Source organism: Thermovirga sp. (assembly GCA_012523215.1).
Lineage (GTDB): Bacteria > Synergistota > Synergistia > Synergistales > Thermovirgaceae > 58-81.
In genome coordinates this window covers 24,696-30,884 of sequence record JAAYIZ010000041.1, presented here as the reverse complement: position 1 = coordinate 30,884, position 6,189 = coordinate 24,696, and the positions used below count along the sequence as shown (strand labels likewise).

Below are 6,189 nucleotides of genomic sequence, written 5' to 3'. Positions count from 1 at the left end.
GCAGGTAGATGACGACCCGAATAGGGCGTATTTCAATCCGGGTCCCCCAGATGCGGGGCGGAGGCCTGGACACGGAAGAGTTGAAGCTTCTGCCTCGGTTCGAACAGGCCTTCCTTCTGACGCTGCTGGAGATGGTCATAGACGGTGTCAGCACCAGGAAGGTCAGGCGGGTTATGGAAGAACTCTGGGGCCTGGAGGTCTCCCAAGGCACGGCCCTCCGGTTGTTTGGACTTCTGGCCGGGCGGGTTGCAGAGTGGAACGAGCGGCCCCTTGAGGGGAACCTGCTGGACAAGGTGCACAAAAATGACCGGCAGCAGGTTCATGCCATGCTGAAATACATGTTTGACGCAGCGACAAAGGAAAAGGCCTCAGTGAAACAGCCAGTCAATATGGCTCAACCAGAGGCCGTGGCGGTGAATGTGTAACCGGATCCGAGTTTACAGCAGTTCTGGGACTTGACTTCAGCCCGATCGGGCCCTTTGCCGCCCCTTTACAGGTTTTTTGTGGACCTTTGTCTTTTTTGAAACTTGTCCGCCTATCTCTGGATACGCTACGTCCCTGAAGGCTGCATTGATACCTCCTGGCCATATAGAGGTTGGTGAGGGCAAAAAAACGATGTAAGCGGAGTTGCTCTTCTTGGCAAGGCCCTTGTACCGTGCCTTGGCGAAGCCGAATAGGCTTTCGGTCACGCCGAAGATGTGCTCCATCTTTACATTGACCCTGGCCAGTTTCCTGTTGTGGATTTTCTCTTCCTGATTTAGTTTCCTGTTCCTCCTAGATTTTTTCTGGGTAAGTGCAACCGCTCCGAATGCCTTCTCCCTGATAGCCGCACCCTGTCCCATGTAGGAGATGTTGCCCCATACTTCCTTATTCAAGATGGGCATTGTCCTCCTTGAAGATCCTCTCGCCCAAGGCACGGAGCTCACCTTCGGGGAAAAGGCTCGATGAGGGTACAAACCTCCTTCCAGGGGACGGATTTATTCCATCTTGGCTAGAAATTGCTCCATTTGATGTGTTTTCTGTACTTCTTGGAGGTAGAGGCGTTAGAAAGGGTCTTCTGGCTCTTCATGTGAAGCCAGCTTCCCGGAGAATGGCATGACCGGACAGAAGGCTGGAAACGGAAAAATCGAAGGGCTGCAAGTATATTTTACTAGGTCAAGGTCCTTTCAGCAGGACTTTTTCAAAGATTCCTTTATGGTTAGGTATAATATGAGTAAAAATAAACCAAGATGAATACGCAAGCAAGGACGTGGAGTTTCAATGGGAAAGATGGACAACGATAGTCGATTTGCCATTTGGCTGGAAAGATCTGCTAGCTCCGAACAATTCCGGGAAATAGTCCAGGAGTTTTCTTCCTCTTTTAATTTCAAGATTTCTTTTTATTCGAAACAGGGGTCTCTTTTGAGAAAGGCTTTAAATTATTCACCTCTTTGTTTTGAAGTAAGAAATGGCTATCTTCCCAAAAAACGTTGTTTAGAGAGTATAGAGAATGGTGTCATCCGGTCTATCAATAGCAATAAAATACTTGTTTTTCGATGTTTTTGCGGGGCTGGATATTTGGCTGTCCCGATGATGATCGATCAATCCTCGGTTGGGTGTATTGTGTGTGGTCCTTTTCTTTTCAAGAAATACTGTGAGGATGAATTGGCCTGGTTTCTGAAAAAGTTGGTTCCTGACAGCAAGGGATTCAAAAGAATTTCCGCAAATTTCATGGCCATTCCTGTAGTAGGGGTCGAACTAATTGAGAGGATTCGCAGCAGGCTTGTAAACATGGCTTCCTATACTACTAAAATGTTCCAGAGAGAGGTCCTGGAGGCTCGAGGGTTTTATGTGAGTGAACAAGAAAGAGAAGATACTCGCTTTGAAGAAAGCCTCAAGATCTTACAGGACAAAGATCTGAGAAGCCAGTTAAGTCTACATTTTCTTTTCAATACCCTGAACGCACTATCTCAATTGGCTATGCTTGAAGGGGCTGTTCAGACCCAGGAGTTAACCTATAAATTATCAGAGTATTTAAGGTACGTACTAAGGAAACAGATGAGGCAGGAGCTGGTACCCCTCTCTTTCGAGATGGATAATATAAAGCGATATCTTGAGATTTACAAAGTACGCTTCAGAGAGAGGCTTTCTTACGAAATACAGATAGGACAAGGAGCGGATAAAGCTAAAATACCTTTTATGCTTCTTCAGCCAATCATCGAGAATGCCCTTCTTCACGGCATAGAGCCCTCGATAGGACCTGGAAAGATTAGTATTCGAGCAAGAGTGATTGAAACCTCGGTGATGATCGAAATTAAAGACAACGGAGTTGGATGCGACTCGGAAAAATTGAACCAGGGTATCGGCCTGCAAAATGTTAGAGACAGGATGTCTCTACATTTTGGCCTGCTGTCAGATCTTCTTATCATAAGTAAACTTGGTGATGGAACATCGGTATCGGTCAGAATCCCTTTTGAGGGAGTGTGATTCCCATGGGTTTGAGGATTCTCGTCGTTGATGACGAGCCGTTGACTGTTGAAGCCCACCGGAAACTAATCCGAAAATGGCGAAGTGATGTAGAGGTCCTGGAGGCTCTTAGCGTTCCCGAAATGCTTGAGATCTCCAGAGATTGGGATCCTGATATAATCCTACTTGATGTAAGGATACCCGGTGGCGACGGCCTTTCCGCATTAAAAACCTTAAGGCATGAAGGTTTTTCAAACGAAGCAATAATTACGACAGCTTTTGACGTGTTTGACTATGCAAAGTTTGCTATGGATGTCAGGGCTTCCTCTTTTCTGGTTAAACCAATTCGGCCCAATCATTTGATTGAAGCAATGGAGAGGGCTTCTTCCGTTATCAAATCGAGAAGGGGCGGAGAGGAAAGACTGAAAAGTGCCCACCAGGTCCTTAAAGCTAACAGGGGGCCCATCGCAATGAACCTTCTTACCAATCTTATTCGTCAGGTGGACTATGCTGAGGAAGCGGAGGCCCTTTGTCGTGAGATTGGTTTCCCTCCCGCCCGTGCGTGTCATTTTTTCGGAATAATAGCTCTTCCGGGGGATGAAAAAGAGACTTATTGGGAGCATCTTCTGTTGATAGATACCATCCAGGAGACGCTAGGTGATGAAGTGACCGTATTTCCCTGGAAAAGTCATTCGATACTTATTTTTGTTCCTGCTGATGGTGTGGGCAGATCACCAAAAGATTTATCATTAAAAATCCTTGAGTCTATTTCAAGAAATTCCCTTCAGGGTAATGTTATTTATGGTGGGCGGGTATCTGACCTAAAAAACCTTCCAAATCTTGTAGCTAATGTCGAGACCCGCCTTGATGAAAGCCTTCTCGCTGGTGTGGGCAAAGCTTTGTGGGAGGAAAAGGGGGAGGAAAGGATTGACGACACTACTGAGACGGATCTTGCCATCTTCGGATTAAAAAAGGCCCATTCTTTAATCGTTGATGCTATCAGGGATGGCCAGGGTAATTACCTTTCTAGAGGACTTGAGATTATTGTGGAAAACGCAGATAGAATTATTTTTAGAGATCTCGAAATATCGAAGCTGGTTTTCCTTGGCATCCTTGGATGTGTGTCGGAGATACTCCTGGAGCGTAATTGTGGCTTATCCGAAGTAAGAGGATGGGGCAGGAGAGGTATTTTGGATATTATCTCTTGCACAAACCCATCCAAGCTCAATTCCATTATTCAAAATATACTGGAAGAAGCCATGGTGATTAGGGATTCTTCCATCCAGTCTCACTCTTCTGTAGTCCATAATGCCGTGAATTATATTCAGCAGAATTACGATGACTTGTCTTTAGAGACGACCGCCGACTATGCTCATGTAACCTCGGAGCATTTAAGTCGTTTGTTCCAAAAGGTACTCAAAAAGCGTTTCGTTGATGTGGTAAGGGACATTAGAATCGAACGTGCAAAGGCTCTTCTTTCTGAAGGGATGAGCGTAAGAGATGTTGCTATATCAGTAGGTTACAACAATATCCCTTATTTTAGCACTTTATTCAAGCAACAGACAGGCGTCAGTCCAAGTGCTTTCAGGCGATAAATCTAGCTCGACTTTGACAGTAAATGCTGAAAACTGAGCTAGGGGTTTCGAAATAGCCTGTGATTATGCGATTCAAGTTTTGGAAGCCCGTGAAAGGTAGTACCATGTATTTATTTTTAGTGGTTGCTCAACATCTGACACCGGATTAGGATGGTGTCATGGATCTAAAAGCCTACGAACACCTGGTTAGGAACGAATCTGCCACCCGGAAATTCCTGATGTGGATGATTTTTTTTTATCAGCCCTTTTTATCCCTGCCATTCTTTATTGTATTGTTGTTTTGGCGATGAGCGGTATGGCACCCTGGGAGCGAGATTGCGAACATGGCGATGCCGGAGCCCGAGATCGTCGCGAAGCTGGGGCTGCCCGCCATAATCGGGGTCCTCACGATAATCGCCGGTATCCTCCACGCCTTGACCACACTGATGGGGTTCTGGGTGTCCTCTGCCCGTTGCCTCTACGGAGCAGCTCAACTAACCAGTTGCCCAAGATCTTCATGGAAGTAAATCACTATGGGGGCAGCCGTGGGTTTCCAACCTTGCCGTTCTTTTCTTCTCGGTATTTTTCTGCCTGTTCACGGGAGCTAACTGGGTTCAGTACATCTATGCCGTATCCTGCATCGCTGCCGGAGTGGTCTATTTCATGTGCTGCATGAACGCGATGAAACTGCGTAGAATGTACCCCGATTGGGAAAGTCCTTACAGGGCGCCCGGAGGAGAAAAGATCTTCATCATCGGGCTGTTCATTTCCGTATGGATAGTGATAGGTTCAGCACTTGAACTAGAAATCGGCGGCTACATTTCCCTGGCGATATACTTTTTGATCGGTTATGGTTTGCACCTGCTCATGGCGATTCTAAGAAAAAGAGATCCAGAGAAGTATCCTGTTTTGAGCACTTTGACGCCCGATGATAAAGAAAGGATGGGAACCCTTTAAATCCTTTCCGCCTCGTGCCTCACCCGTGATCCTCTGTTCAAAAAGAAAGCCGGTGAGGCTTTGAAGCACCACCGGCTTTCTTGAAGTCCACAAAAGGATCTCGAAATTCTTGTTGGTGACGTGCCTACTTTGGTGCCATTCATCCCCGTGGTCGCGCTCAGAGTGTCTCCTTTCCCGTGGCTTTTGCCATCTCGCGACGGCTCAAGGCATAACTGGCCTTTTCTGTAACAAGGCCCGAAGGCCGGAAATTCAGGACAATGACCAATACCAGTCCCATCAGCAGAAATTGGAGCCAGACCGGGTCGAAGGGGAGGAAAGAAAGGGCGAACTTGTAGGAGATGATAAGTTTCTGAACCAGGATGAAAACAAAGGTTCCGATGAGGACCCCCACATTGCTGCCGCTTCCGCCGAAGACTACCATGACCCAGGGAAGGAAGGTCCAGTCAAACCTGCTGAGCGCGCTGGGCGCCACACCTGTTGTATAAAGGGTGTACATTGCTCCGGCGAGCCCGCAGATTATCCCGCCGGTCACCATGACGTTCAGGCGAATCTTTGCCACGTTCTTTCCCAACGATGAGGCGGCGTCGGGATTGTCCCTGATAGCCCGCAGCATTCGCCCCATGGGGGATTTCTCAATGGAGTCCAGGTAAAGCCATACTCCAAACGCTAATGCGCAATTGGCCAGTGATGCAGCCATGAATCTCCAGTCACCGGCCCAGGCCCAAACATCGGGTATCCGTACACCCAACGGTCCACCCACGACGGGGTCATAATTGTTGCCGATGATGGCAAGAACCTCTCCGAAAGCCAGAAGGGAGATCGCCAGGTAATCACCGCCCAATCTTACGGCCGGGTAGCCCGACAAGAGACCGAGGAGCGCTCCTGCGGCACCTGCTGCCAGGAGAGTAATCAAAAGAATAGTCATTGCCGTTCCGGGGGCCCCGTGGAGAGAGAGATCCACCTGCGAAGCTATGATGACATTGTTCCAGATCATATCTTCCGCCAGGGAAGGATCTACCTCAACAAGCCACATCCCCAGCCTGATGGGAAGCCACCCTCCGACATAAGCCCCGCCTGTGAAGGCGAGGACAAGCCCGAAATTAGCAATGCCCGTGTAGCCTAGTTGGAGTCTTAGGCTGAGGTTAAGAGCGAGGTAAATCCCGAAGAGGGCCAGAAGGTCGACGGAAAAAAGAAACCACTGTCCACTCATGAC

6 protein-coding genes and 1 pseudogene are annotated in these 6,189 nt (G+C 48.0%); 5 read left to right on the top strand and 2 right to left on the bottom strand.

Annotation, left to right across the window (positions count from 1 at the left end; all coding sequences use genetic code 11):
- Window positions 1–8: 8 nt before the first annotated feature.
- Window positions 9–425, top strand: a pseudogene (locus tag GX108_01450) (hypothetical protein).
- 36 nt (window positions 426–461) lie between these two features.
- On the opposite strand, the gene GX108_01445 reads toward GX108_01450, so the two are convergent.
- Window positions 462–875 (bottom strand): hypothetical protein, encoded by a 414-nt coding sequence (locus GX108_01445; GenBank protein NLO55711.1) that lies wholly within the window; start codon window positions 873–875, stop codon window positions 462–464.
- Between the two features lie 385 nt (window positions 876–1,260).
- Between GX108_01445 and GX108_01440 the strand changes: the two genes are divergently transcribed.
- The 4 genes from GX108_01440 to GX108_01425 all read left to right on the top strand — a co-directional run bounded on the left by GX108_01440 (window position 1,261) and on the right by GX108_01425 (window position 4,976).
- Complete coding sequence (locus tag GX108_01440) at window positions 1,261–2,466, top strand: histidine kinase (GenBank protein NLO55710.1); 1,206 nt, start codon at window positions 1,261–1,263, stop codon at window positions 2,464–2,466.
- A 5-nt stretch (window positions 2,467–2,471) separates the two neighbouring features.
- Entirely contained in the window at window positions 2,472–4,040 is a 1,569-nt protein-coding gene (locus GX108_01435) for a helix-turn-helix domain-containing protein (protein ID NLO55709.1), read from the top strand.
- Window positions 4,041–4,363: 323 nt separating this feature from the next.
- Window positions 4,364–4,546, top strand: coding sequence for a hypothetical protein (locus tag GX108_01430; protein ID NLO55708.1), 183 nt, complete (start codon window positions 4,364–4,366; stop codon window positions 4,544–4,546).
- 136 nt (window positions 4,547–4,682) lie between these two features.
- On the top strand, window positions 4,683–4,976 hold the full coding sequence (locus GX108_01425) for a hypothetical protein (protein ID NLO55707.1): 294 nt from the start codon (window positions 4,683–4,685) through the stop codon (window positions 4,974–4,976).
- A 157-nt stretch (window positions 4,977–5,133) separates the two neighbouring features.
- On the opposite strand, the gene GX108_01420 is transcribed toward GX108_01425, so the two are convergent.
- Window positions 5,134–6,186, bottom strand: a complete 1,053-nt coding sequence (locus GX108_01420) for a branched-chain amino acid ABC transporter permease (protein ID NLO55706.1) — start codon at window positions 6,184–6,186, stop codon at window positions 5,134–5,136.
- Window positions 6,187–6,189 lie beyond the last annotated feature (3 nt).